Source organism: Methylobacterium sp. 2A (assembly GCF_009806555.1).
Lineage (GTDB): Bacteria > Pseudomonadota > Alphaproteobacteria > Rhizobiales > Beijerinckiaceae > Methylobacterium.
Map to the genome: position 1 here is coordinate 41652 of NZ_VUOK01000045.1, position 22304 is coordinate 63955.

The window sequence follows — 22304 nt, forward strand, 5'->3', positions numbered from 1 at the left end:
AGTGTCCCACCGGCGCGGCGATTCGGACAGGGCGGTGGGGTCGATCCCAAATGGAACTCACCGTGGACAGTCCCATGTCGGCTCTAACCCGCTACCTCCTCCTCATCCTGTTGGTGCTGGCACCGGGATCGGCGCTCGCCGAGGAAGGATGCCCGGCGGGTCAGCTCAAGGGCTTGAACGAGACCTGCACCAAGCTGTCCGAGCGCACCAAGCTGCCACTGGATGAGACGAAGCCGATGCGGTTCGAGGCCGTGCAGGTCAGCATGATGATGATCCATGTCCAAGCGACAGGGACGATCACAGAGGACACGCCGGCCGAGTTTGAGCGGTTCCTCAAGAGCGACGAAGCCAGCTACTCCAAGGATCTCCACCTCCATTCGCTAGGGGGGAACCTTATGGCGGGCCTGCGGCTCGGTGAGATGATCCGCAAGGCTGGCATGAACACGATGGTCGGGCGATCCATTCCGCTGGAGGGCATCACGAACATCTTCTCGTATGATAGCGCGACCTGCGCCTCTGCCTGCGCATACGCGTTCCTGGGAGGGGTCACGCGCGATTACGGCGATCGCGACTTTTTCGGCCTCCACCGCTTCGGGGTGGACGGGAAGGCCATCTCGGGTGACGACGCTCAGGTCATCAGCAGCATCATCTCCGCGTACATCCAGCGAATGGGGATCGACCAAGCCGTACTGCGGGCGGCCGCGTCAGCCCCCTTCGAGAACGGGGTCTACCGGCTGCCGGTCGCCCTGGCCAAACGCATGCGGGTCATCAGCGGGCAGAGCGGCGAGACCACGTTTAACGTCGAAGACGTGGACGGCCGGACCGTCATCCGGTTCGAATTCAACAAGCGAGAGCGGCGCTATGCCGGTTCGCTCATGTGCGACGAAGGATCGAAGTTCCTTACCATAATGGACGTGGACGATGTCATTCCGCAGTCTTTGCGGCAGGCCAGCAATTTTCCCGCGAGGTTCATCGACGGCGCAGGGCGGACCCTCAACGGTCTAGTCAGCTACTTCAAGAACCCGAAGCTTGGATTTTTGATCTTCTCGATCCCGGACCTGACCAAGCAGTCCTTCGCCGGCGAAGGCCTGAAGCTCGATGACATAGCCAACCCGGCGATAGACCGTAGGGCAAAAGGGAAGGTAGGCGCGACGCCAGAGATGATCGCCCTGATGAACTGGGTAGGCGACGTTCAGCAGTTCTCCTTCCAAATCTCCGCTGCGAACTCTGTTAATACCGTTCCTCTCGTTCTCAGGGATTGCAAGCGGCCGAAGTGAGGTAGGGGCTCTTTCGGCGCATGTTGCCTAGGAACCTTTTTAAGGCAATTCCGGACTTTGCCTTAAAAACGTTTCAGAGCCCGTCGAGCGCGTCGAGATCCTCGGCCGGCACCGGGGCCGGATCCCGCGGGGGCGCTTTCATCGGGTGCCGCTGGTTGTAGTCCTCGACCGCCTTCAGCCAGGCCTTCTGGTCAGCGAGGTGCATCCCGCGGTGGGCCTCGACGAACGTGCCCCGGGAGTCGGAGACGAGCTCGGCCAAGCCCTTGAGGCGACCGAACTCGTCGGGGAACCGGGTGAACCAGACGTCCGGGATCGCGGCCCCCTTCTCGCATAGGCGGCCGACGTGGGAGGCGATGAGGTGCGCGACCCGCTCGGCGTGCCGGATCCGGGCTGCCTCGCGCCGCCCGGCGCCCCGGGCGCTCTTCTCGCGGATGCCCTCGGCGTCGAGCCGGCGGTACTGGCCGTTGCCCATGCGCTCGAAAAGGGGATCCCGGCGGGCCATCCTGAAGGCCTGGGCCTCGGGCGTGCCCTCCTCGACCAGGATCGCCAGGCGCAGGCCCCACCCCACCAGGTTTCCGATGGCATCGTGGAGGAACGCCCCCCGCCAGTCGCGGCCGTGGCCGAAGAACCCCGCATCCCGGGCCCGCACCTCTTCGTGGGCGGGCACGAGCTCGTCGATCGCCAGGACCTCCCGGTCGCCCCACATGGCCGTCAGGCGGGCCTGGAACCCGGCGAGCAGCCGGTAGTCGCGGGCCTCCCCGTACGTCGGGGACCGGATGGCGGTCACCAGGGCGGACTCGGGCGTGGCGTCCTTCAGGTGCCGGTAGTCCGGACGCTCGCGGCGGTTCCAGTGCGGCATGGTCCACTCCCTCAGTTGTAGGCCGACCACACGGCCGGGACCCCCGTATTCATGCGTGCTTGTCTGGGCGGCGGAACGGACTCAGAATCCGGGGCATGCCAGACGATTGGACAGACGATTTGCGATCCGCCGCCAAGCGCCTGGACGCGCTCCGGGGGCGGTCCTCGACTGTCGAGCGCGCCTCCCCGCGCGATGCGGTCATCGTGCGCCGCCCCGGCGTTATGGGAGGCGCCGCCTGCTTCCGGGGCACCCGCGTCAACGTCGAGACCCTGTTCGTGAACCTGGTCGCGGACGACCTGGACACCATCGTGGACGAGAGCTTCCCCACGCTGGACCGGGACGACTGCATCGCCGCCCTGGAGCGGGGGGCCGTCCTCGTCGCTGAGGCTGGACTGCTGACGCGCGAGGAGGCGCAGCTGCTGTTCGGCCTGCTGGGGAGTAAGTGGCACGTCTCCCTGGACGGATTCCTCGACGAGTACCCGGAGGTCAGCCGGGACCGCTGCGTCGCGGCGCTGCGATACGCCGGGGCCGCCCTCGCCGCCGAGGCGGAGTTCGAGCAACAGGCGGACCGCCTCGACGCGGCCGCCGCGCTCGCCGTGCGGATCCTCAGACGGACCGGCCAGGGCGGCGATTTCGCGATAGCGCTCTGCTCCGAGGCTGAGACGGAGGCGGACGTATATCGCTGGCTCGCTGGCTACCTCCTCGGCGGAGATGCCCTGGCCCGGGCCGCCCGCGGGGAAGAGCCCTGAATGCCTAACCGCGAGCACACGCTGATCCGCCTCCTGCGCGAGCGGGGGCACCACCTCACCGACCCGAATCTGTGGGCCCGCGCCAGGGCGGAGGCCCTCGCCACGGAGACCGGCATGCCCGACGACGAGTACCCCCCCGAGTCGATCCGCGTCCTCGCCGGCCTGGAGCCCCGAAAGCCGGGCGTCCTGATCGGCATCGAGGACTGCTACCCCTTCGAGGACGGCCCCGGCAGCGGCACCCGCGTCGAGCTCAGCGTGAGCGTGCTCGTCGGGACGGAGCGGTCCACGGTCATCGTAGCCGACCCGCTGACCGGGCGCGCTCTGGTCCGCGAGCTCGTCCATCACGGCCGGGGGGCCGACGTCGCCGCGGCCGCCGTCGAGGCCGCGATCCGGGCCAGCCTGCCGAGCGACCCAGGCGGCGTGCCCGGGGGATCCAGTGAAGCGCTTGGCGAGCCGCGCGAGTAGGGCGGCCGAGGGGGCGGGGCGGGTCACTGCACGATCTCCCAGCTGTCGCTCTCGACCCAGGCCTGCCCGAGCGTCGGGTCGTCGATGATGTCTCCGGCGCGGTGCCAGGCGTCCGACCCCGGCACGATCTCGATGAGGCTGCCGGCGACGATCTGGTAGAGCGTCCCCGTGCAGCACTCCGGGCACCGCGTGGTCGCGCCATTCCGCATGGCCTTCATCGCTTCGAGGATCGTCATCCCTGCCTCCTCATCGCCCGGGCCGCCCGCCTGCAGAGATCCCGGCACTCGGGGTTGCCCTCGATCCGATCGAGGCAGCCCCGCTCGCAGCGCGCGTAGGCGGCCAACATGCGGGCGAACGCCGGCTCGACGGGCTCGCCCGGCAGGTAGCGGGAGACAGCCTCGCGGATCGCGGCCGGCGCCGTGGCGGCTGGGCGGCTCATGTCTTGGGCGCCCGGACCCGGAACGTGCCGACCACGCCCTCGGACCGATCGATCACGCCGGCGTTCGCCTGATAGACGGCGATCGCCTCGTCCTGCGTGACCCCGCCGGGCCGGGTCAGCACAACGTCGGGACGGTCGTCGCGGTAGACGATCGCGGCCTCCCACAGCCACTTCGGATCCGGGTGCAGCAGCTCGAAGCGATCCAGCCGCTCCTTGGCGACCCGGTGCGCCTCGAAGGCCGCCTTCATCGCCTCGGCCGACTCGGGCGTTGGCGCCCGCGTGGCGACGTCGACAGTCGCGTACTTGCGGGCGTACTGGATCTCCGAGAACGCTTGGTCGAGCAGCGCCTGCAGGCCCCGGCGCGCCAGGGCGACCAGGTCGAACTCAGTGGGCTCGATGGTCATCGCTCGCGCCTCTCGAATCCGGCGTCCTTCAGCCCCTGGAGCATCCGCCCCGGGATGGCGTCGAGATCGACGGTCTCCGACGCCCAGGCGATGGCGGACTGGACGGCGTCGACGTCGGGCATCCCCCGCAGCTTGGCGACCCGCTCCGCGTCGGCAGCGGCCGCCAGCTCGTCGGCAAGCATCCCGTCGAAGAAATCCCGCTCGGCCTGGGACAGAGCGGCGACCTTGTGCGCTAGCTCAGCGACCTGCTCGATTTTCATGGGGCTTGCCTCGAATGGTCGGCCATGACCGGAGCGCCCCGGTCATGGCCTTCAATGCGGCGGTCGCTGCCGGACGACACTGCGGGGACCGTCAAAACCCTCACCGGCATCCCCCGGTGCTGATGCCCCTCCCACACGGCTAGAGAAGGAGTGACGTGCCCCTCTGACCGTCCGGGACCTGAGTGATCCCGGCTCGTCGCCGCGGGCCGCACACAGGTTCCCACTCCCCGCGGATTCGCACAGAGGCAGAACGGCCACAGAACATGCTGTTCCGACACGCCCGGACGCTGGCCTGCTCGCCAAGCCCGCCAGGGCGGTCCATGTTCGGGTCGTGCACAACCCCTCGCCCGTCGAGGATTAACCTGGCTGCCCCCCTCTTGCTCGGGGCGACCCTGAGACCCGTTCCTCTCTCCGGAGGGGATGACACCCGGATTATCCCGGCCCATGCGGGAAACGTCCGGCCTCGCATCGTCGCGAGGATTACACGCCCTCCACCGCGTATGCGGCGGCAAGGCCTACACCAGTCCCGCCGAACAGGCGGCTATACCAAGGGAAGCCTCGGGAAACCGGGTCCTCCTTTGTATTGGGACGCCTGTTACTTTTGGGTGACGAACCCCGGGTCTGATCACCCAAAAGTAACAGCCACCCATCGCCCAGGGATTTCTCAACCAAGACTACAGCCGCCCGTTGCGGGCGGATTCCTCCTCGGGCAGAATCCTCCCCATGAGCACGCTCCTGAAACCGAAACGCGCCCCCTCCGCCGCCTGAGCTTTCCGCTCGGCGACCGCGCGTCCCCGTTTCAGTGAGCATCCCCCATGTCCGAGTCCCATCCCCGCGCGCGAGAAGCCGTGCGCAAGCACCGCGAGCTGTTCGAGAAGGGGCGCTGGCCGTCCGAGGGAACGATCCCCTCGACGCTGGAGGTCCTGTCCGGGGCCGAAATGGTCGGCGGCGACGTCTACGCCGACGCCCGAGCCGTCCTCGGGCCGCTCAACGAGGACGACAGCCCCCACAAGATGCCGCCGAAGGTCGCGCTGGGGATCCAGGGCGTGCTGGGCAAGCCTACGACCGGGGCGATCCGGTGGCTCCAGGACGAGATCGGCGCCGTGATGTCCATGTGGGACAGCGACAAGAGCGGCCCCAGAGTGCTGTCGGAGACGATGCGCCTGCTGGAGGACCTGCACGACCGGTGCGCGATCTGGCTCGCGGCGATCGGCAGCGCGGAGGCGAACCGCCGCTGCGCGATGCTGTGCGTCGAGCATTTCGGCCACAGACCCATCAGCGGCTACGTCGACGTCATCACATGGGGGCTCGCCCGGTCCGCGATCGACTACCTGGCCACCGCCGCGGCGCTCGACCGGTTCGACGAGGACGACGTGGACACGGGCGTCTACCTTCCCGAATCCCGCCACGTGCAGATCGAGTCGAGCGGCCCTCTCGTCCGTGGATTCGTCCACGTCCTCGGCCTCGTCCAGGACGTGCTCGACGAGCCCCCGGCCCCGCCGGAAGCTCCGGTCGACGACCTGTCGGTGCTCGCGCAGCTGGTCCAGGAGGACCGCGCCGAGGTCGCCCGGAACGCCGAGCCCGAGCCCAAGGCGCCCGAGGATGGGCAGACGTACGCGGGCGATGGGGACGCGCGCAACCCTCGGAAGGTGATCCTGGTCGGCGATGTCAGCCATGTCCAGAAGGTCGGCAAGAACGAGAACGATCCCATCAAGCAAGCCGTGTCGATCATTAACCGGGAGCTCATCTTGGCCATGCCGCCGGAGGACCTGGCGGCTGCCAGGGCCGAGCTCGTGGCGGACTGTCCCCACGGGCACGCAATCATCGACCGGCTGCTCCGGCCCCTGGCTGGCCAGGATGCCGTCAAGAATCCGCCCGTGCTCCTCGTCGGGGAGCCCGGGTCCGGGAAGACGCGCCTCGCCCGCCGCTACGGCCAGGTCCTGCGCCTCGATCCGTCGCTCTACTCGATGGGCGGATCCATGGACGCCATGACCGTCTCGGGGGTGGCGCGGGGCTGGTCGAGCGGAGGGTTCAGCGCCCCCGTGCGCGAGCTGATCCGGACCGGGATCGCGAACCCTCTCATTGTAATGGACGAAGTCGACAAGATGGCTACGTCTCGACAGAACGGCAACGCGGCCGATGCCCTGATCAATCAAATCGGCGTAGAGACCGCCGCCCGATACAAGGACATCTACCTACAGGCTGACGTGAATATCTCACACATCCAATGGATCCTCACGGCGAATACGTTAGATACTGTCCCGCGCCCGCTTCTCGATCGCTGCCTCATCCTGCGGATGCCAGACCCGGAGCCTGAGCACCTGCGCCCGCTGGCGGCCTCGATCCTCACGGATGTCCGCCTCGACCGCGGCCTCGACGAGCAATGGGTGCCGCCGTTCGAGTGGTGGGAATGGGAGGCCCTCGAAGCGAACTGGGCCAATGGCGGCAGCCTGCGCGCCCTGCGCCGCCTCGTCGAGGCCGTCCTCGATGCCCGCGAAGCCGGCCCCCGGCAGTGACCCCCTCAGCGATGGAGACCGTCATGAACACCGCGATCCACGCCGAGGCGATGGGATACCTTACGCAGGCCCTGGGCGAAGGCGCCGCCGGAATCACCGTCGCCGCGATCGACACGACCGGGGCCGGCCCCCGCGTCCGGTGGGACATCCCCCGGCTGTCGCGGCCCCGCACTGGCCACGCAGGGGCCCCGGACAGGGCCCATGTCGCCGAGCTCGTCAGCCGCATGATGGCCCTGCGCTGGCAGGGCAGCCAGCAGCCGCGCGAGGTCCCGGCCGAGAGCTACCTTCAGCTGCACGCGGACTACCCCGCGGTGTTCACCGAGACCCTGGAAACGGGCTCGGGATGGCACTGGCTGCTCGCCGCCGCGGCAGAGTCGATCTTGGAGGGCGGCGTTCCGGAAGGCCACCGGACATGCCAGGTCAAGGAGAAGTTCGGGACCCTGCGCTGGTACGTCCGGGGTAGCACGCCCCAGAGCATGCTGGAGACGATCGCGACCGCGGAATGGGTGTCCGGGGCGGTCTGCGAGGTCTGCGGCGCGCCTGGGTCCATCCGGACCGGTGGGTGGATCCGGACGCTGTGCGATGCCCACGCCGATCGCAAGCGGCGTTGAGGCCTACCGCAACCTGACCCGTCGGCTCTGGAGCATCCGCGTCGCCGGCCGAGTCGTCGGGCACGCCCAGTCCGTCGCCCTGGTCGGCGTGACGCTCCGGGCCTCCGAGGCGGCCCGCCTGCGCTGCCTGCGGACCGGCGCCCGGGACGTCCACGCGGTGGCTCGGGGCCTCCCCCTCGTCGGCGTTCCCCGGCCGGGCGGCGCCGTCCGCTTCTGCTACCGCCTCAGCCAGCCGGGATTCCGGCTCGCAGATGGCACCCCCATCAGCAGCGCGGCCGCCGTCTGGCTCGAACCGGACGGCACCGCCTGGTGCCTAGCCCCTCAAGTGGAGTGACTATCATGCGTATCCTCGCCCTCGCCGCCGCCATCGCCTCCTCTGGCCCGCTCCCCGCACCCGGAATGTTCTGCCCGGTCGGAGGGGAGGGCTACGGGCCGATCTTCGTCGGCCCTGGCCCGCGCGACATCGGCATCGACGGCATGGATTGCCACGACGCGCGGCTCGTCCAGGGCAAGCTCAGGGCGACCTGCTTCACGAACTCCGTGACCGACCACGGGGGGGCGTACCCGCTCGACCTGGAGGTCCTTTCGAACGGCGACATGGCGCGCTTCGGCGTCCTGTTCCGGCGCGTTCCCCGGCCCGGCATGTGCCCCGCGGGCTGACGTGCGCCCGTGTGCGTACGGTGTGCGCCACCTGTGCGCCCTGCGCATACCCTAGGCTATACTTCCCGGATTACTGCTATCTGGACGCGCTTTAGCACCCGGTTATAGCATCCGGCATATTTCAGGATTTGCGTTACACGGGGTCAGGCGGGCTTCACGACCGGCATCGAGGACGCGTCATAATAATCCATGATCGCTAGAACGCCGTGACCGCCGCACCGGTTATCGATCAACGTCCTACCGTCCGGACTCATAACCAGTAGCTGACGGTGGCGGCGAGGCAGACGGCGGCGAGATAGTTGGTCGCCAAACGGTCGTAGCGGGTGGCGATGCGGCGGAAGTCCTTGAGGCGGCCGAACATGCGCTCGATGGCGTTGCGCCCGCGATAGAGCACGGGGGAGAAGCACGGCTTCCAGCGGCGGTTGATCTTGGGCGGGATGTTGGGTGCGGCCCCAGCCGCCTCGATCTGCCGCCGAATGGCGTCGCTGTCGTAGCCCTTGTCCGCCAGCACGATGCGGCAGGCGGGCAAGCGTTCGAGCAGCAGCGCGCCTGCCTTGCAGTCGGCGGCCTGTCCACCGGTCAGCAGGAACGCGAGCGGACGGCAGAAGCGGTCGGTGAGGGCGTGGATCTTGGTCGTGCGCCCGCCCCGCGAGCGACCGATGGCTTGGCTCTGCTCCCCCCCTTGCCCCCTGCGGCGCAGCGGTGGGCCTTCACGGCGGTGGAGTCGATCAGCACCTGAGAGGGCGGCCCGCCAGCTCGGGCCAGCGTCTCGAACAGCTCGACCCAGACCCCCTTGGCCGCCCAGCGCACGAAGCGATTGTAGAGGGTCTTCTTCGGCCCGTAGAGATCGCGTGGCGCGTCCGTCCAGCGCCCTCCAGATTTCAGCACGTGGACGATGCCGCTGATCACGCGCCTGTCGTCCACGCGCTCCTTGCCCCGTGTGTCGTTTGGAAGAAGCGGTGCGATCTTCGCGAACTGCTCGTCCGTCAGCCAGAAATGGTCCATCGGCCCCTCCCGCCGGAGCCGTGAATCACACCCGAGCCGTCCGCGCCACCGTTATGGGTCCGGACGCTAGATTACTCAGCTTCGCGGCGAATCGTCAGGAACGCGATGGCCAAAATGAGGCGCGAGACCTTCGTCTGATCGTCGAGTTCCTAGCCGGTGCGCAAGCGCATGGCACAGCGCTTCAAAGCCGAGACGTAGGAGTAAACCGCTTAACCAGCCCTCAGTTGGCAGGTTTAGACAAAGTAGATCTTCTCCTTTGCGCCAGGAGCGGACGCCAGGTGCCTACCCGACAGCGGGCGTGAGCAGGCAAGCGGTACAGGCACGAGGTCAGAAGAGCGTGCCGGCGAGCCGACATCGGCGCTCGACGCGGTCTTCGCTCACGCTATGACGGTCTAGTTATACCCGCTCGCGAGTGAAATTACTCACTCGGTGCGCTAAGGCCGTTGCAACCAGGCCGAGTGCGGATCGAGGGATTGATGCCGGTAGTCTTCGTCCACGTCTCCGACATCCACTTTGGACAGGAGCGCGACCACATCGTCCACATCCACGACGACGTGAAGAGGGAGCTCGTCGCCGACGCGGCGGCGGTCGTGACGGCCCTGCCGTCACGGTCCGCACACGGCATCCTCGTCACGGGCGACATCGCATACGCCGGCAAGGCAGAGGAATATGCCCAGGCAGGCAAGTGGCTCGATAGCCTTGCCGGAGCGATTGGTTGCCCGAGCCATCGAGTCCGGATGATCCCGGGGAACCACGACGTCGACCGCGACAAGCTCTCCAGAGGCGGGCGTCAGCTCCTGGACTTCATCAGAGCGGGAGGCGCGGCGGAATACGAGGAGGTCATGTCTAACGCGAACGACCGCGCAACGCTTTTCGCCCGCTTCGAGAACTACAGCCGGTTTAGCATCGGATACGATTGCGGACTCGACGAGGAGGCGAAGTACGCGACGGACCTTCGCTTCGAGGTGGGGCCGGACCGCTGGATCAGGATCGTGCGGCTGAACTCGTCGCTTCTCTGCCATGGCAAGGAGCGCGACGACCCCCCGGAGCTGGTTATCGGCCAACGCCAGTTCTCGATCCCGCGGAACGACGGCGAGGAGAATGTGGTCCTCGCGCACCATCCGCTGCATTGGTACAAGGACGCCGAGGACTTCCGGCGCTACGTGCGCAGCCGCGCGCGCGTCTTCATCACCGGTCACGAACACGACCCGAAGGTGGGCATCGACAGCGTTGAGGACGGCTGCGACGTCATGATGCTCGCGTCCGGTGCCGCGGTCCCCTTCCGGTCGGACGAGACCTACACTCACACCTACAACGTCATCGAGTTCGATTGGGACGAGGGCACGGACAGCCTAGTCGTCACGATGCATCCCCGTGCCTGGAGCCCCGAACGGACGTGTTTCGAGGCCGACAACAAGCGGCTCGGGGGCAGCGACCCGCGCTTCACGCTAGGCTCTCCGAACTTCAGGAAGCAAGGCCCGGTCCCGGCGGCTCCCGCGCAACCCGACGGCGACGGCGTCGAGGGCGAGCCGGTTGTCGAGCTGGTACCCACCAAACAGGCGGAGACCGGCTCGGGGGAGACAGTGCCGATGCCGCCGGACGCCGAAGGCTACGAACTCGCCCTGTTGCGGTTCTTCCGCGATCTCTACGAGAGCGAGCGGCTACGCATACTCGTCGACCTCGAAGCCCTGCCGAGGGAATCGGACGAGCGGATGACCCAGGGCCTGGAACGCAGGCTGTTCGACTGGCTCGTCCGCCAGGGCAAGCTTCCCGAAACGGTCGCGATGATCGACAGGCTCATAGGTGAACGAGAGAAGAAGGACGCGTGATGGACAACCTTCCGGTGCACATGAGGATCTCGACGCTCACGCCGTCGAACGAGGACGTCGACGCACGTCGGGCAACCATCGGCGAGCTGTCCGCTGCCTGGATCAAGGTCAACGACTCGGGCGCAATCCTGGCCAAGGCCGGGATGGTTGCGGACGCGCTGGGTGGGGACGGCAGGCCACACCAGGATCTCGGCACAGAGGTGCAGGGGACGCTACAAAAGCACGCTTCCGCGTACCTGTACGAGGAGAAGCCGCTCGACGTAGGCATCTGCGCGGGCATGGCGGTCCTTTCGATCCTTCGCGGCACCCCGGGCATTCACGGCTGGACCACCGCTGACGTCTTCTCGAACGCCCTTTGGGCGGCCCTTTCGTTCCAGCCGCAGCTCGCGGAAGAGAAGCGTGAGAAGCTGCGCCGCGAGGTACTCACTGAGGCGCGGGAACGCAGCCAGGCGTCCGCCGAGAAAGCTCGGGAACGCATTAACGTCCCTGACTTAGGCGAACTCAACGTGACAATCGCGGAAGGCGCCAAGCCCACCACGAACTTCAAGAAGGCGGCCGCCGCGACGATCGAGGCTCTCCGGCGCAACGCCGCGCTCGACCGAGAGGAGATCGACTTCCTCTGGTGGGTGCAATTGAACCGAAGCCGGCTCCTCAATCGCGCGGCGAGCGCGATGGACGAACCCTTGCGCCTCGTCGCGCTGGCGATCGAGGCAGCGGTGCATCTCCGCCGGCTGCCGGCTGACCTGCACTACGAGCTGGTGCTCCGCTCCGTCGACAAGGACCCGGAGCTCGACCTCAAGGACTTGACGAAGATCATTGGCGATGACCGGACCAAGCTCGTCGCGTCGTTTGACGCCGGCCCTGCCGCTCACCATCCTTCAGTGTTCCCGCTGCTCAACGCCCTCGCCACCGGGCAAACCGAGGTAGCGGGGGCGGAGCGGAAGCGGAAGGCGTCTGAGTGGGCGGCGCAGGCCCTGCTTGAGGCCGGCCTTTGTCACATGTGCCGTGGGCTCGTTAAGCTGTGAGCGATGCGTGCACTTTCGAGGGCTGCACGGTCGGGGAGACCGGTGCCTGCGCGCTGGAGAAGGATCCGGCGACCTGTGAGCATCGCCTCGGCCGACGTCCAGCACCTGGAGCCGTCGAAGCGGGCGTAGCCACCGACCCGTCCGCATCGGAAAGCCTGTCGAACATCGGGGCTCCCGTGCTCGAACGGCCGGAGGGGACGGCGTCGTTCCCGTCGAGCCGGACGCTCGGGCCGGACGCGGTGTCCGCGATCATGGGCTCGCGCTATGTGACGGTGGTCGGGATTCTGGGCGACCCGGAATCGGGCAAGACCGCGTGCCTGGTAAGCCTGTACCTCCTCGTCGCGAACGCCCAGCTCGCCGGTTGGAGTTTTACCGACAGCAAGAGCCTCATGGCCTTTGAAGAGATCGCACGGGGAGCGCGCGACTGGGACGAGGGCAACCCGCCCGAGCAGATGACCGTCCATACCGAGATGGCGGACGATAGGCGGCCCGGTTTCCTCCACCTGCGACTGGTCCGCGATTCCGACGGCCGGCGTGTCGATCTCGCGTTGCCGGACCTCCCGGGCGAATGGACGACGGACCTCGTCGCCACCTCCCGCACCGACCGCTTCGAGTTCATGAAGGCAGCGGAGGCGATCTGGGTAGTGCTGGACGGACGCGCCCTGGAGAACAAGGAGCGTCGACAGGGGATCATCTCGCGGGTCGGCCAACTCGCGGGTCGGCTCGGTGCGCTGTTCGACGGACCGATACCGAGACTGGTGCTCGTCGTCACGCATCGCGACGCCGGCGAACCATCCCCCTCGGTGATCACCCGACTGGAGGCGGAGCTCGCGAAGCGCCACATGACGGCGACGATCGTGCCGGTCGCTCCGTTCTCCGAAGACGACGAAAGGGCGAGGCCGGGCTTCGGGCTGGATCGGCTGATTGCGGCCACCACGGCCAGCGACCTGCCGCCTGTCGACGTCTGGCCGACCTCCGAGCCGGTCGTGGGCGTGCGCTCCTACATCGGGTACAGGGGGCGGCGATGAGCAACTCGATCGTCCTGCTCGGGGGGCCCGACTCCGGGAAGACCAACTACGTCGGGCGCGTCTGGCCGGCCCTGGACGCCGGAGGCGGACGCCTCCACGCCGCCCGACAGCCCGAGGACATCCGCTTCGTCCTTGACGTCACCGACCACCTGAACTCCGGCAGCTTCGCGCCGCGCTCGGAACACGCGGACGACCGGCGCGACTTCGAGGTCGCCGTCGCGACCGTGAAGGGCGGAGAGGAGACGAACATCGTCATCCCGGACATCTCGGGGGAGCTCTGGCTCAGTGCTGCCGCACAGGGCGAGGTGTCGGCCGAGCTCATGGAGGAGATGCGGTCGGCCAGCGGTGCCCTGCTGTTCGTCCGGGTGCAGTCGGAGTTGGCCGTCCGCCCGCTGGATTGGGTCACGTCGAAGAGGATGCTCGGCAAGCTCGGCAACGACGACGACCGCGGACTGCCCACCCAGGTCATGCTGTGCGAGCTGGTGCGCTTCCTTGAGGCGACGCTCGCCCCGCGTCATGGCGGGCAGCGCCCGCGCGTCTCGGTCGTGGTGAGCGCGTGGGACTTGGTGGACCCCGAGACATTCAAGCTTGGGCCGAAGGCATGGCTCGGGCGCGAGTACCCCCTGTTCGCGGGACGGCTCGACGACATTGAGGGCCTAGACATCCGAGTCTTCGGCCTCAGCGTGGTGGGCGGCGACCTCAAGGCGGACGAGTCCTGCCGCGACGACGTCCAGGAGAACGGCCTCGACGGCCGTGGGTGGGTGGCGGCCGAGGACGACGGAGGGACCTGGCGTCGGGATCTCGACCTGACGTGGCCCATCGCGTGGGCCGTCGGCGTCTGATCGTGTCAGCCGTCGAGCGCCAAGTCCATGGGTATCAGCAGGGGCACCAGCTCCTCGCGACGTCCATGCCCCTTCCGAAGGCGGAACAGTCGGTGGTCAACCAACTGTCCGACGTCGCGGGACCCTTGCGGCCGCGGGAGCGGTTCGATCCATACCTGACGGCGTATCCGCTGCCGGGGGGCAAGCGCTTCGTGCTTGCGCGGACCTGGCAGGACCTGACGGTCGCGCGGGCGGGATGTGTCCGAACCTTGAGCCTCGTAATTCCTATGGACGAATGGGTCCGGGCCGAAGGTCTGTCCGCCTATTTCGACCAGTTGCGGCTGGACAGGCTTCCCGACGCCCGGGACGCCACACAAGTCGTCGTTTGGGACACGGAAATTAAGCCGCTGCCGCCGGCGCCGCCGTTCAACGGCAGCGAGCTCTTGGAAGCGCTGTTCCTGGAGGACGCACGGCCCGTCGTCATGCTGGACGCGCTGGAACCCGAGCTCGTCGCGACGCGCCTGCTCACTGCGCTCTGGCCCTCCCTGAGGCGACGGTTCGCCGTGTCGACATTCGCGCGGTCCCCGCGCAAGGTTGGAGGCCGCGACTTCGACCTCGTCTTCGCCCCGAAGGACGCACGGTCGAGGTTCGCCGACTGGAACGGGCGCCGGGTGGATGGCCGCTTAGTGCAGGACGGCCGGCACCGTTGGACGGGCGCGATCGTAGCCCGGGTCTTCGACCAGCCCCACCCGCGCCTCCTGACCATCCCCGAGAGCGGGTTGGTGGGCGGGAACGACGCCGGCCAGGACGACGCGGCGGCCCTGCGGATCGCGTTGCTGTGGGACGAACTGGTCACCAAGATCCATTACACGCCGACGGCCGCCCTCGGCCTGCTGGACATCGTCAATTCCGGCAAGGTCCGCGACTCCCTCGCGATTAAGGCTATCGAACCGTCGCTGGTGGAGGCAACGAACCGCGCGTCCACGACCTTCGCGGACGACGACGCTTGGGGCTTTCTGGGCGCCATCTCCCGGAAATTGCAGGGACGGTCCATGCCGGCGGGGCGTGCGGCCGTCGCGGACGCGGTCGAGAGGCTCGCCGAACGCGCGCCGGAGGGGGCGGTCTCGCTCCTGTCGCAGGACGACCCCCGCAAAGTCCTCACCGAGCTCGTGCCCCGCATCGCCGCAGGTCTGGGCAGCAACTTTACGGACCGTGCGGAGCGCGCCTTGCGCGAGGCCGCCCCGGCCGTGCTGGGGAGGCTCTTGGCTCAAGGTGATGCGCTGGCCGGACACGTCGCAGACGACCGCCCTCTCGTCGAGCGGCTCGGCCAAATCCTCCCTGCGCTGGACGACGAGACCCTAGATGCCGTCGGTCCGAGCCTTCTCCCGCGGTTGATCGATGATTGGCATCTTCCGGCTGCCGAACCATTGATCCGACGCCTCGATGTTTCTCGGCTCGCCTCAGAGTTGCGCCACCTCGGACAAGCGAACGACTTCGCGGGGGCGCAACTTTCCGGCCTCGTCCTGGACAGGGCGCTGTCCGCAGGCACCAAAGAGGATGTTCAATCGACGCTGGTGACGCTGCCACAGACGCCACGGCGCGACGAGATGATCGCCCGGACGCTTGTTCCCGGCGCTGAGGACGCACGCTGGCTTTACGAGCTCGACGCCAAGCTTCTGGATCGGGAATCGGCGACGGCGATGCTGCTCGACCTCCTTGGTCGCGCGGACGACTGGCAGTTCGCCGCCATGCTTCGAGACAAGCGCGTCGGCGCGCATGCCCTCAGCGTCATGGAGAGCAAGGCACCGAAGCTACTGCTTCGCGCCATGTCCGGCGACGCGCTGACGGTGAAGACGTTCGCCAGGGTCCTGCCGCGCGTGCTGAAGGACCTTCGGGGCGAGGCCAGGCTCAAGCTAGCGGGGCATGCCCTGCATCGTTTCCTAAGGGATCGCTTCGACGGCGACGAGATCGATCTCATCGCGTCGTTGCTCAGCGCCGTGGGAGACGGCCTGGACGGCGCATGGTTCGCGCGAATGGGCCTGGGCAGGGACCTGGACGGCGTGACCGCGAGCCGCAACATGGTCGCCCTGGGGAGAGCGACGCAGCCGGCCCGCCTCCGGGCGGCCTGGGCCATGGAAGACATCGCCCGGACGCTGGTCCAACGCCCGAGCCTCGACCTTGACGCTGCCGCGGTGGAAGCCTGTGCCGCACTCATGCTCGACGCAGAAAAGGTCGCGCCCAGGGCGCTCCTTTCGGCCTCGGGACATCTCTTGCCGGTCCTGCTCAGGTCCCGTGATCGACCGATCTCCCCGATGATCGTCGCGGCATTTCCATCGGTCCACCGCGAGCTCGCGAGGTACGACGACGTCCCTGACCTCTTCAAGTTTATCCCGTTCTTCGATTGGGACCGATGCAAGGCGGCCCGTCACGAACTGGTGGACGCATTCATGTCGTCCTCCTGGCCCCCCTCTGACCTTGCATTAACTGCGTGTCGCACGGGAGAGGTATCAAAAATCCTACGGCGGATCGGCCAACAGAAAAACGGGAAGAAATATCTCAAACGACTCACGCATGAAACCGCAAAACTTACTGATGACTGCAAATTTATGATCAGTAGTGAACTAGCAGAAATTGATTATCATGTTAAATCTGAAAGCGAATAGAATATTATCTGGAAGCCGCTACGCTTAGTTAATCACAGATAATTTTACTTTTGTTTATTATTGCAAGTATAGATCGGTCTAAACCGTTATTTTTAAGGCGAAGTGCCAGGAATTGCACATGCCGTGATTCAGATTAGATTAGAGTCGCAGCTTCGCTATCCGATCAATTTGCCCGCCGCACAGCAGCGCTCCGACGTCGGGACGTTGTGTCACGTCGTCTGGGTCATCTGTAAACCAACACGCCTAACAGCGGACCCTGCCAACGACCGCTAAGGGTCAACTGCGGTGATGGACCGTCGCCCGGAAGCGGCCGTTCTGCAATGCGCCCGTTGCTGCCGTGCGCAGCTGGCTCTTCCCATCTGCAAAGCGGACATGACCTCGCTGACTTCGCGCCGACGGGCACCTCAGAGATACAGGCCGTCCGTCGCGCCTTACAGCCCAGTCGAGAGCGCGTGAGAGCGGTGGCCAAGCGCTACGGCGTCAACCCGGATGGCGATCACCCACGAGCTACGGAATGGGCGGTGCTTCATGCCGGATTGGTCGAGAGTAAGGTCAGGATCTCGGCACGCCCGTCATCGAGGGGCGGCGGTGGTCTGCGAACGGGCAAACGGGCGCCGTCAAAGCGGTAGGGCGGGGCGAAGACGTGGGCGCGGCCGCCAGCCTGCCTCTCGTCGCCCGGGGGGATCATTAGGCCCGCCGTCCTAGCGCGATCCGAGATCAGCGCTTCACGGAGCCCCAGCACCTCGCCGCAGGGAATGCCGACGGCCGAGAGGCGCACGAGCAGTTCGACGCGCGTCCACTTGGCCAGTTCCGCCTGAAGCACCGGGACGAAGTCGGCGCGATTCCGCGAGCGGTCAAGGTTGGTGACAAAGCGGGGATCGGTGGAGAGGTCGGGACGCTCCAACACCTGCTCGCAGAGGCGTCGATACTGACCGTTGTTCCCCACCGTCAGGATGATCGGCCCGTCTCCGGCTTGGAAGACGCCGTAGGGGACGATGGAGGGGTGCGCGTTGCCGTAGCGGACGGGATCGTAGCCCTGCGCCATCGCCTCCAGCCCGTAGTAGGACGTCAGGGCTACGCCGCAATCGAATAGGGCCAACTCGACGAGGCGCCCACGTCCGGTGCGCTCGCGCTGGAAGAGGGCGGCCAGCACGGCCTGCGCCGCGTATTGGCCGGTAAACAGATCGACCGCCGCGAGGCCTAACTTGAGGGGCGGTTGCCCGACCTCGCCGTTCAGAGCCATCAGCCCCGCTTCGCCCTGGATCACGAGGTCGTAGCCCGGCCGCGTCGCCTCGGGCCCGTCCGAGGCGTAACCTGAGACCGAGCAGTAGATCAGGCGCGGGTTCTCGGCGGAGAGCGCCGCGTAGCCGAGGCCGAGCCGGTCGGCGCCCCCGGTCTTGAAGTTCTGCACCACCACGTCGCTCTGGCGAGCGAGTTCCCGGACCCGCGCCAACCCTTCCGGATCAGTGAGGTCGATCCCGATGGACCGCTTGTTGCGGTTCACGCTGTCGAAATACGAGGTGTTGCTCGGCCCCGTCCGCAGCCCCCAATCGCGGGTGTCGTCGCCGCGCTCGGGATGCTCGACCTTGATCACGTCGGCGCCGAGATCGCCCAGCACCTGGGCGCACCAGGGGCCTGCGAGCACGCGCGAAAGGTCCAGCACGCGGATGCCGGCGAGCGGCAGGTCGTCGGGATCGAACAGCATCGGGATCCTCGTTGTCTCAGGTGCCCATCACGCCCTCGAGACCGCGCACGGCCTCGATGAGCTTGGGCCGGGCCACCTCCATCAGGAAGCGGCCGTCGGTGATGACGGTGGGGGCGCCGCAATTAATCGACATCGGCGGAAGCCCACCGCCCGGATGGAAGCCGACCGCGATGGCCGATACGGTGGTCTGCCACTCGCCGAAGGAGGTGCAGCAGCCGATCTCCCGGTGCTCCTCCACCGCCCGGTCCAGCCCGGTGCGCAGGGCAGGCCACGCGAGCGGATCGTAGGCCTTCAGTTCCTCGTAGAGCGCGGCGCGCTCCCGGTCCGAGCAGACGGCGATATAGGCCCGGCCCATGGCGGAGCGGGCCAGCGAAATGCGCGAGCCGATATCGAGGTTGAGCGAAATCGCGGCCGGGCCGCGCTGGCAATCGACGTAGCGCATGCTCAGCCGGTCGCGCACGCCGAGGCCGACCGAGGCGTTCGCGGCCTGGGCCACGGCTCGTAGCGCCGGCCGCGCGATGTGGCGGACATCGAGCCCGCCGAGCGCCATGGAGCCCAGCGCGATGGTCTGGGCGCCCAGCGCGTATTTCCCGGATTCCTCGACGAATTGCAGGTAGCCGAGCTTGGTCAGCGTATAGGTCAGCCGCGACACGGTGGAGCGCGGCAGACCGCAGGCTTCGGCGATGTCGTGGTTGGCGAGCATCCGCCGTCCGCGGCCGAAACAGGCGAGCACGGCCAAACCCCGGGCGAGCGCCGTGACGAAGTGCCGGTCCTCCTTCGGACCGCCCTCCTCGGGCTCGGCCTCGGTCGTCAGCTCGGCCATGTCGCTCATCGTCCCGCATTCCGTGCGAAGAAGGCCGCGAAGGCGGCCTGGGCCGCGGGGCCGCGGCGGAGCGCGTGGAAGGTCTCGGCCTCGCTCGCGAGCGTCCGCGCGACGATCTCCGCATGGCCCGCCCGCAACGCCCGCTTGGTGGCGGCGATCGAGACCGGAGGCAGCGCCGCCAGCGCCGTGGCCCGCGCCAGGGCCGTGTCGAGGGCTTGGCCCGTCGCCACCACCGCGTTGACGAGGCCCGCCTCCGCCGCGATCCCGGGTCCGAACACCTCGCCCAGCATCAGGAGTTCGGCGGCGCGCTTCGTGCCCGCGACCAGGGGCAGGAGATAGCTCGAGGCTCCCTCGGGGCTGAGCCCGAGATTGACGAAGGGCAGGCGGAAGCGTGCGCCCTCCCCGGCATAGGCGAGGTCGCAATGCAGGAGCAGCGTCGTGCCGATGCCGACCGCGTGCCCCTCCACCGCCGCCACCAGCGGCTTCGGGCAGGCGGCGAGCACCTTCAGGAGAGCGAGGCCGGGGCTGTCCTGCCCGGTCTCGTCGGTCTCGCGGAAATCCGCGAGGTCGTTGCCGGCGGTGAAGCAACCGCCAGCGCCCGTGAGGACGATGGCGCGCACGGTCCCCTCGTCCCCGGCCCGGAGGATCGCCTCCCGCAAGACTCCGTAGGTCGCCCGGTCGAGGGCGTTGCGGCGCGTCGGCCGGTCGATGGTGAGGAGACGGACGCCCTCGGCGGGGTCGGAGATCCGCAGGGTCCCGGTCATGCGCTCTGCGCCTCCCGCGCGAAGTAGAGATCGTGCAGGCGGTCGAGATCGACCTCGCCCGCAGGGGCGCTGAGGCGCACCTGCCCGCCGCGCAGGAGATGCACATCGTCGGCCACGGAGAGGGCGACGCGGGTGTTCTGCTCGACCAGCAGGATCGTCGTCCCGGCTTCCTTCAGGCGGGCGATGATGTCGAACACCTCGTTGACGATGACCGGGGCGAGGCCGAGGCTCGGCTCGTCAATCAGCAGGATCTTGGGCTGAGACATCAGCCCCCGACCCATTGCGACCATCTGCGCCTCGCCGCCCGAGAGCGAGCCCGCCGCCTGGTTGCGCCGCTCGCGCAAACGGGGAAACAGCGCGTAGACCCGGTCGAGCCCGGCGGACAGGTTGCCCCGGCACCGCTTCGGGTAGGCCCCGAGGCAGAGGTTCTCCTCCACGCTCATGTCGCGGAAGACGAGGCGCCCTTCCGGCACCATCACGAGGCCCTGGGACGCGAGATCCCAGGTCTTGCCCGCGAGCCGCTCGCCGCCGAGCCGGATTTCGCCCTCGTAGGGGATCAGCCCGGTCAGGGCACGCAGCAGCGTGGTCTTACCTGCCCCGTTCGGGCCGACGATGGCGGTGAGCGCCCCTTCCCGGAAGGTCAGGGAGAGGTCCCACAGGACGGTGATATGGCCATAGCCGGCCTTGAGGTTCCGGGTCTCAAGCATGGGCGGTCCCCGTGTAGCTCTCGACGACGCGGGGATCGCGGAACACCTGCGCCGGAGTGCCGTCGGCGATGATCTCACCAAAGTTCAGCACCACCGCCCGCGAGCAGAGGCCCGAGATCGTCTCGATGTCGTGCTCGACGATGACGATGGTCAGCCCGAAGCGCTGATGCAGTTCCTTCAGCTTGGCGGCGAACTGGCGCTTGGCCTGGCTCTCCAGCCCCGCCAGGACCTCATCGAGCAGGAGGAGGCGCGGCTCGGTGGCGAGCGCCTTGGCAATCTCCAGGCGCTTCAGTTCCTGCAGGGCCAGTGCGCTCTCGGCCGGGCGGTCGCCCTGCGCTTGCAACTCCATGACGGAGAGGATCTCCTCGATCCGCTCTGGATTGTGTTTGCCCGCGCCGAAGACCTGCGCGACGGCGAGGTTCTCCCGCACGGTGAGGTGCTGCATCGGCTGCGGGATCTGGAAGGTACGGCCGATCCCGAGCCGGGCCCGGCGGTAAAGCGGCAGCTTCGTGACGTCGCGGCCTTCGAAGCGGATGCGCCCGCGCACCCGGGTCAGCCCGGAGATGCCGTTGAACAGGGTGGTCTTGCCCGCCCCGTTGGGGCCGACCAGCCCCAGGATCTCCCCCGGCTTCACCGAGAAGGTGACGTCGCGGAGCGCCACCAGCCCGCCGAAGCGGACGGTGACGGCGTCGAGCTCAAGCATGGCGGGCCCTCTTCCTGACAAGACCGAGCAGCCCGTTCGGCGCGGCCAGCACCATGCCGACGAGGACGAAGCCGAGGATGATCTGGTGGCCGACCGCGATCAGCCCCTTCGCGACGATCTGGTCGAACAGGTAGATGATCACCGCGCCGCCGATCGGCCCGGCGATGGTGCGGTAGCCGCCGAAGATCGCAGCGATGATCGGCATCAGGCTCCAGATGCCGGAGAAGGCGTAATCCGGCTCGAGGAAGCCGATGATGTGGGCGTTCAGCGCGCCGAACACGCCGGTGATGAAGGCCGAGAGCATCAGCATCAGGCACTTCAGGAAGGTGCTGTTGACGCCTACCACCCGCGTCGCGTCCTCGCTGTCGGCGATGGCGCGGAGCGCCAGCCCGACATGGCTGCGCCGCACCGCGTGGTAGGCCAGCGCGCAGAGCGCCACGCAGGCCACGAGCAGAAGGTAGCTGCCGGTGCGGCTCGCGAGATCGAACCCGAATACGGTGGGCAGGCCGGGATAACGCTGGTAGCCCGCGCCGCCGCCGGTCAGCCAGGACGCTTCCGTCGCGAGGATGCGGAAGATCTGCGCGTAGGCGAGGATGGCAAGCGCGAAATAGGCGCCCGACAGGCGCAACGCCGGCAGCATGGCGAGCGAGGACACGACGGCCACGACCCCGCCGAGGGGCACGGTGAGCAGCACCGGCAGGCCGAGCTTGCCCGCGAGCAGGGCCGAGGCGTACGCGCCGACCCCGAAGAAGGCGGCGTGGCCGAAGGAGACCATGCCGCCGAGATTGCCGAGCAGCGCCCAGGCGAGGGCGACGCCCGACAGGATCAGCGCCGAGATCAGCAGGCCGAGCATGTAGTTGCTGGCGCCGAGCAGCACCGGCAAAGCCGCCAGGACGAGGAGTCCGAGGCCGATCAGGGCGCCGACGGGCACGCGTGCTTTCGCGGGAGCCGCCTTCAACGGTACGGCGGGGGCGGAATCGAGGGAGGCCAT

Annotated in this window: 24 protein-coding genes; 12 read left to right on the forward strand and 12 right to left on the reverse strand. The window is 67.8% G+C overall.

Features of this window, described 5'->3' with window-relative positions; all coding sequences use genetic code 11:
* Positions 1-50: 50 nt before the first annotated feature.
* Positions 51-1277, forward strand: a complete 1227-nt coding sequence (locus FVE89_RS20170) for a hypothetical protein (protein ID WP_043074364.1) — start codon at positions 51-53, stop codon at positions 1275-1277.
* A gap of 73 nt (positions 1278-1350) precedes the next feature.
* Here FVE89_RS20170 and FVE89_RS20175 read toward each other — a convergent pair whose 3' ends face one another.
* Positions 1351-2136, reverse strand: a complete 786-nt coding sequence (locus FVE89_RS20175) for a hypothetical protein (RefSeq protein WP_059409621.1) — start codon at positions 2134-2136, stop codon at positions 1351-1353.
* 95 nt (positions 2137-2231) lie between these two features.
* On the opposite strand from FVE89_RS20175, the gene FVE89_RS20180 reads away from it, so the two are divergent.
* Positions 2232-2885 (forward strand): DUF433 domain-containing protein, encoded by a 654-nt coding sequence (locus tag FVE89_RS20180; protein ID WP_043074366.1) that lies wholly within the window; start codon positions 2232-2234, stop codon positions 2883-2885.
* On the forward strand, positions 2886-3350 hold the full coding sequence (locus tag FVE89_RS20185) for a hypothetical protein (RefSeq protein WP_043074367.1): 465 nt from the start codon (positions 2886-2888) through the stop codon (positions 3348-3350). It begins immediately after the preceding gene.
* A gap of 23 nt (positions 3351-3373) precedes the next feature.
* Here FVE89_RS20185 and FVE89_RS20190 read toward each other — a convergent pair whose 3' ends face one another.
* The 4 genes from FVE89_RS20190 to FVE89_RS20205 are packed head-to-tail and all read right to left on the reverse strand — an operon-like array spanning position 3374 to position 4453.
* Positions 3374-3586 carry a hypothetical protein gene (locus tag FVE89_RS20190; RefSeq protein WP_043074368.1) on the reverse strand — a complete coding sequence of 71 codons (213 nt, stop codon included), beginning with the start codon at positions 3584-3586 and terminating at the stop codon, positions 3374-3376.
* Entirely contained in the window at positions 3583-3789 is a 207-nt protein-coding gene (locus FVE89_RS20195; RefSeq protein WP_043074369.1) for a hypothetical protein, read from the reverse strand. The genes FVE89_RS20190 and FVE89_RS20195 overlap by 4 nt, the downstream gene beginning before the upstream one ends.
* A complete protein-coding gene (locus tag FVE89_RS20200; RefSeq protein ID WP_043074370.1) occupies positions 3786-4193 on the reverse strand; it encodes a hypothetical protein in 408 nt (135 codons plus the stop codon). The genes FVE89_RS20195 and FVE89_RS20200 overlap by 4 nt, the downstream gene beginning before the upstream one ends.
* Positions 4190-4453 (reverse strand): hypothetical protein, encoded by a 264-nt coding sequence (locus FVE89_RS20205; protein ID WP_043074371.1) that lies wholly within the window; start codon positions 4451-4453, stop codon positions 4190-4192. Before FVE89_RS20205 ends, FVE89_RS20200 begins: the two co-directional genes overlap by 4 nt.
* A gap of 815 nt (positions 4454-5268) precedes the next feature.
* On the opposite strand from FVE89_RS20205, the gene FVE89_RS20210 reads away from it, so the two are divergent.
* The 4 genes from FVE89_RS20210 to FVE89_RS20225 are packed head-to-tail and all read left to right on the forward strand — an operon-like array spanning position 5269 to position 8240.
* Positions 5269-6969 (forward strand): AAA family ATPase, encoded by a 1701-nt coding sequence (locus FVE89_RS20210; protein WP_059409620.1) that lies wholly within the window; start codon positions 5269-5271, stop codon positions 6967-6969.
* A gap of 23 nt (positions 6970-6992) precedes the next feature.
* Positions 6993-7580 (forward strand): hypothetical protein, encoded by a 588-nt coding sequence (locus FVE89_RS20215; RefSeq protein ID WP_245337776.1) that lies wholly within the window; start codon positions 6993-6995, stop codon positions 7578-7580.
* Entirely contained in the window at positions 7552-7914 is a 363-nt protein-coding gene (locus tag FVE89_RS20220; protein ID WP_059409618.1) for a hypothetical protein, read from the forward strand. The genes FVE89_RS20215 and FVE89_RS20220 overlap by 29 nt, the downstream gene beginning before the upstream one ends.
* A gap of 5 nt (positions 7915-7919) precedes the next feature.
* Positions 7920-8240 carry a hypothetical protein gene (locus tag FVE89_RS20225; RefSeq protein ID WP_143739239.1) on the forward strand — a complete coding sequence of 107 codons (321 nt, stop codon included), beginning with the start codon at positions 7920-7922 and terminating at the stop codon, positions 8238-8240.
* Between the two features lie 250 nt (positions 8241-8490).
* On the opposite strand, the gene FVE89_RS20230 is transcribed toward FVE89_RS20225, so the two are convergent.
* A protein-coding gene (locus tag FVE89_RS20230) for an IS5-like element ISMra5 family transposase (RefSeq protein WP_089231105.1) occupies positions 8491-9245 on the reverse strand; the annotation gives its coding sequence in 2 pieces (ribosomal slippage) (positions 8491-8924 and positions 8924-9245; 756 coding nt in all).
* Positions 9246-9721: 476 nt separating this feature from the next.
* Here FVE89_RS20230 and FVE89_RS20235 point away from each other — a divergent pair.
* From FVE89_RS20235 to FVE89_RS20255, 5 genes are read left to right on the forward strand one after another with little or no spacing between them, the layout of a single operon-like run.
* The gene (locus tag FVE89_RS20235; RefSeq protein WP_043074374.1) at positions 9722-11074 is read left to right on the forward strand and encodes a metallophosphoesterase; all 1353 of its coding nucleotides are present in this window, start codon (positions 9722-9724) and stop codon (positions 11072-11074) included.
* Complete coding sequence (locus FVE89_RS20240) at positions 11074-12099, forward strand: GTPase-associated system all-helical protein GASH (protein ID WP_043074375.1); 1026 nt, start codon at positions 11074-11076, stop codon at positions 12097-12099. Before FVE89_RS20235 ends, FVE89_RS20240 begins: the two co-directional genes overlap by 1 nt.
* The gene (locus FVE89_RS20245) at positions 12096-13127 is read left to right on the forward strand and encodes a hypothetical protein (protein ID WP_043074376.1); all 1032 of its coding nucleotides are present in this window, start codon (positions 12096-12098) and stop codon (positions 13125-13127) included. Before FVE89_RS20240 ends, FVE89_RS20245 begins: the two co-directional genes overlap by 4 nt.
* Entirely contained in the window at positions 13124-13969 is an 846-nt protein-coding gene (locus FVE89_RS20250; RefSeq protein WP_043074377.1) for a hypothetical protein, read from the forward strand. The genes FVE89_RS20245 and FVE89_RS20250 overlap by 4 nt, the downstream gene beginning before the upstream one ends.
* Complete coding sequence (locus FVE89_RS20255; RefSeq protein WP_052516912.1) at positions 13939-16611, forward strand: hypothetical protein; 2673 nt, start codon at positions 13939-13941, stop codon at positions 16609-16611. Before FVE89_RS20250 ends, FVE89_RS20255 begins: the two co-directional genes overlap by 31 nt.
* A gap of 526 nt (positions 16612-17137) precedes the next feature.
* On the opposite strand, the gene FVE89_RS20260 is transcribed toward FVE89_RS20255, so the two are convergent.
* The 6 genes from FVE89_RS20260 to FVE89_RS20285 are packed head-to-tail and all read right to left on the reverse strand — an operon-like array spanning position 17138 to position 22304.
* A complete protein-coding gene (locus FVE89_RS20260; RefSeq protein ID WP_043074378.1) occupies positions 17138-18316 on the reverse strand; it encodes a CoA transferase in 1179 nt (392 codons plus the stop codon).
* Between the two features lie 16 nt (positions 18317-18332).
* Positions 18333-19139 (reverse strand): IclR family transcriptional regulator, encoded by an 807-nt coding sequence (locus FVE89_RS20265; protein ID WP_245337775.1) that lies wholly within the window; start codon positions 19137-19139, stop codon positions 18333-18335.
* A 5-nt stretch (positions 19140-19144) separates the two neighbouring features.
* Positions 19145-19903 (reverse strand): enoyl-CoA hydratase-related protein, encoded by a 759-nt coding sequence (locus tag FVE89_RS20270; protein WP_043074380.1) that lies wholly within the window; start codon positions 19901-19903, stop codon positions 19145-19147.
* Positions 19900-20610 carry an ABC transporter ATP-binding protein gene (locus FVE89_RS20275; protein ID WP_043074381.1) on the reverse strand — a complete coding sequence of 237 codons (711 nt, stop codon included), beginning with the start codon at positions 20608-20610 and terminating at the stop codon, positions 19900-19902. Before FVE89_RS20275 ends, FVE89_RS20270 begins: the two co-directional genes overlap by 4 nt.
* The gene (locus FVE89_RS20280) at positions 20603-21313 is read right to left on the reverse strand and encodes an ABC transporter ATP-binding protein (RefSeq protein WP_043074382.1); all 711 of its coding nucleotides are present in this window, start codon (positions 21311-21313) and stop codon (positions 20603-20605) included. Before FVE89_RS20280 ends, FVE89_RS20275 begins: the two co-directional genes overlap by 8 nt.
* Positions 21306-22304 (reverse strand): branched-chain amino acid ABC transporter permease, encoded by a 999-nt coding sequence (locus FVE89_RS20285; protein WP_089231103.1) that lies wholly within the window; start codon positions 22302-22304, stop codon positions 21306-21308. The genes FVE89_RS20280 and FVE89_RS20285 overlap by 8 nt, the downstream gene beginning before the upstream one ends.

Excerpts from the sequence above, each read along its gene's own strand:
- FVE89_RS20170 (WP_043074364.1), top strand. The coding sequence starts at position 51 with ATGGAACTCACCGTGGACAGTCCCATGTCGGCTCTAACCCGCTACCTC.
- FVE89_RS20175 (WP_059409621.1), bottom strand. The coding sequence starts at position 2,136 with ATGCCGCACTGGAACCGCCGCGAGCGTCCGGACTACCGGCACCTGAAG.
- FVE89_RS20180 (WP_043074366.1), top strand. The coding sequence starts at position 2,232 with ATGCCAGACGATTGGACAGACGATTTGCGATCCGCCGCCAAGCGCCTG.
- FVE89_RS20185 (WP_043074367.1), top strand. The coding sequence starts at position 2,886 with ATGCCTAACCGCGAGCACACGCTGATCCGCCTCCTGCGCGAGCGGGGG.
- FVE89_RS20190 (WP_043074368.1), bottom strand. The coding sequence starts at position 3,586 with ATGACGATCCTCGAAGCGATGAAGGCCATGCGGAATGGCGCGACCACG.
- FVE89_RS20195 (WP_043074369.1), bottom strand. The coding sequence starts at position 3,789 with ATGAGCCGCCCAGCCGCCACGGCGCCGGCCGCGATCCGCGAGGCTGTC.
- FVE89_RS20200 (WP_043074370.1), bottom strand. The coding sequence starts at position 4,193 with ATGACCATCGAGCCCACTGAGTTCGACCTGGTCGCCCTGGCGCGCCGG.
- FVE89_RS20205 (WP_043074371.1), bottom strand. The coding sequence starts at position 4,453 with ATGAAAATCGAGCAGGTCGCTGAGCTAGCGCACAAGGTCGCCGCTCTG.
- FVE89_RS20210 (WP_059409620.1), top strand. The coding sequence starts at position 5,269 with ATGTCCGAGTCCCATCCCCGCGCGCGAGAAGCCGTGCGCAAGCACCGC.
- FVE89_RS20215 (WP_245337776.1), top strand. The coding sequence starts at position 6,993 with ATGAACACCGCGATCCACGCCGAGGCGATGGGATACCTTACGCAGGCC.
- FVE89_RS20220 (WP_059409618.1), top strand. The coding sequence starts at position 7,552 with ATGCCCACGCCGATCGCAAGCGGCGTTGAGGCCTACCGCAACCTGACC.
- FVE89_RS20225 (WP_143739239.1), top strand. The coding sequence starts at position 7,920 with ATGCGTATCCTCGCCCTCGCCGCCGCCATCGCCTCCTCTGGCCCGCTC.
- FVE89_RS20235 (WP_043074374.1), top strand. The coding sequence starts at position 9,722 with ATGCCGGTAGTCTTCGTCCACGTCTCCGACATCCACTTTGGACAGGAG.
- FVE89_RS20240 (WP_043074375.1), top strand. The coding sequence starts at position 11,074 with ATGGACAACCTTCCGGTGCACATGAGGATCTCGACGCTCACGCCGTCG.
- FVE89_RS20250 (WP_043074377.1), top strand. The coding sequence starts at position 13,124 with ATGAGCAACTCGATCGTCCTGCTCGGGGGGCCCGACTCCGGGAAGACC.
- FVE89_RS20260 (WP_043074378.1), bottom strand. The coding sequence starts at position 18,316 with ATGCTGTTCGATCCCGACGACCTGCCGCTCGCCGGCATCCGCGTGCTG.
- FVE89_RS20265 (WP_245337775.1), bottom strand. The coding sequence starts at position 19,139 with ATGGCCGAGCTGACGACCGAGGCCGAGCCCGAGGAGGGCGGTCCGAAG.
- FVE89_RS20270 (WP_043074380.1), bottom strand. The coding sequence starts at position 19,903 with ATGACCGGGACCCTGCGGATCTCCGACCCCGCCGAGGGCGTCCGTCTC.
- FVE89_RS20275 (WP_043074381.1), bottom strand. The coding sequence starts at position 20,610 with ATGCTTGAGACCCGGAACCTCAAGGCCGGCTATGGCCATATCACCGTC.
- FVE89_RS20280 (WP_043074382.1), bottom strand. The coding sequence starts at position 21,313 with ATGCTTGAGCTCGACGCCGTCACCGTCCGCTTCGGCGGGCTGGTGGCG.
- FVE89_RS20285 (WP_089231103.1), bottom strand. The coding sequence starts at position 22,304 with ATGGCCTCCCTCGATTCCGCCCCCGCCGTACCGTTGAAGGCGGCTCCC.